Below are 1,052 nucleotides of genomic sequence, written 5' to 3' on the forward strand. Positions count from 1 at the left end.
GGGAGGAACACCCGGCAGACACCAAGGCCCGGCGCCATCGGGCAACCACGGGCCGGAACCAGTCACGCCTTGACACACTCGACCCTCATGGGTGCGGTTTTGCGGTGTTCGTCGTCTACTCGACCTGTTTCTACTCGTCCGACGGGTGAACGGTGGCGATCGTCTATAAAGGCCGCCTGACCTGCGGATTCAGGCGGGTGCAGCGACGGCGGTGCAAGCCGTTCCCGCGCGTTTTTCGGGCTGCTGACGCTCGCATGACCCTCGTTCTGAAGCCCCGTCACATCAGCAGGTCGCGTCCGACGCGGCTGTGCGGCTCTGCCAGCGCGGCCGTGTTGGACCTGACCGGTCCGCCAGCGCAGTCCAAGGATCTTCTCCTCTGGCGTGGGTGAGGGCAGCCGGGTCTTGCGGCGTCGGCGTAGGAGACGCCGCTCTCGATCGAGACGACCGCGAAGACCACGCTGAGCAAGGGCATGAGCGCAAAGGACGCGGTGACCGGAGTCGGGCGGCCAACAAGTTCGGTCTCGTGACCGGGCCACGCAAAGCCCCCGTACACACCCTGTCGTTCCTCCTGTGCGTCCGTCGAGAGTCAGTCGCCGTTCAGGCGTGCTCCTCCGCGGTGCCCGGGGTGGTCCGGGTGAAGCGGCACCGGTCGCAGACGCCGGTCAGTTCCACTGTGTGCTCGACCTCGTTGAAACCCATGACCTCGGCGACGTTCTCCGCCCAGCGTTCGACCAAGCCGGCCTCGACCTCCGTGCAGAGGCCGCAGTCGCGGCAGACGAGATAGTGGCGGTGCCCGTCGGCGGGGCGGGGCCGGTAGAGCCGTTCCCCGCTCTTCTCCCGTACGACGTCGAGCTGTCCGGAGCGGTCCAAGGCGTGGAGGGTCCGGTACACCGTGGTCAGACCGATGGTGATGCCGTCTGCTTCCAGTGCCTCGTGCAACTCCTGGGCGGAGGTGAAGCGGAACCTGTCAAAGCGATCAAGGCAGGTAGATCGTTCTAACGCTGTGCCGGGATCAGTGGGCCGTATGGTGCCGGCTTGTTGATCCAGGCCGC

The 1,052-nt window shown here is 66.4% G+C and carries 1 protein-coding gene; it reads right to left on the bottom strand.

The annotated features are described in order from the left end of the window. Positions 1-597: 597 nt before the first annotated feature. Positions 598-1,026 carry a Fur family transcriptional regulator gene (locus ACWD5D_RS44880; protein WP_451378508.1) on the bottom strand — a complete coding sequence of 143 codons (429 nt, stop codon included), beginning with the start codon at positions 1,024-1,026 and terminating at the stop codon, positions 598-600. Positions 1,027-1,052: the final 26 nt, after the last annotated feature.

The organism is Streptomyces sp. NPDC002520 (genome assembly GCF_053595235.1).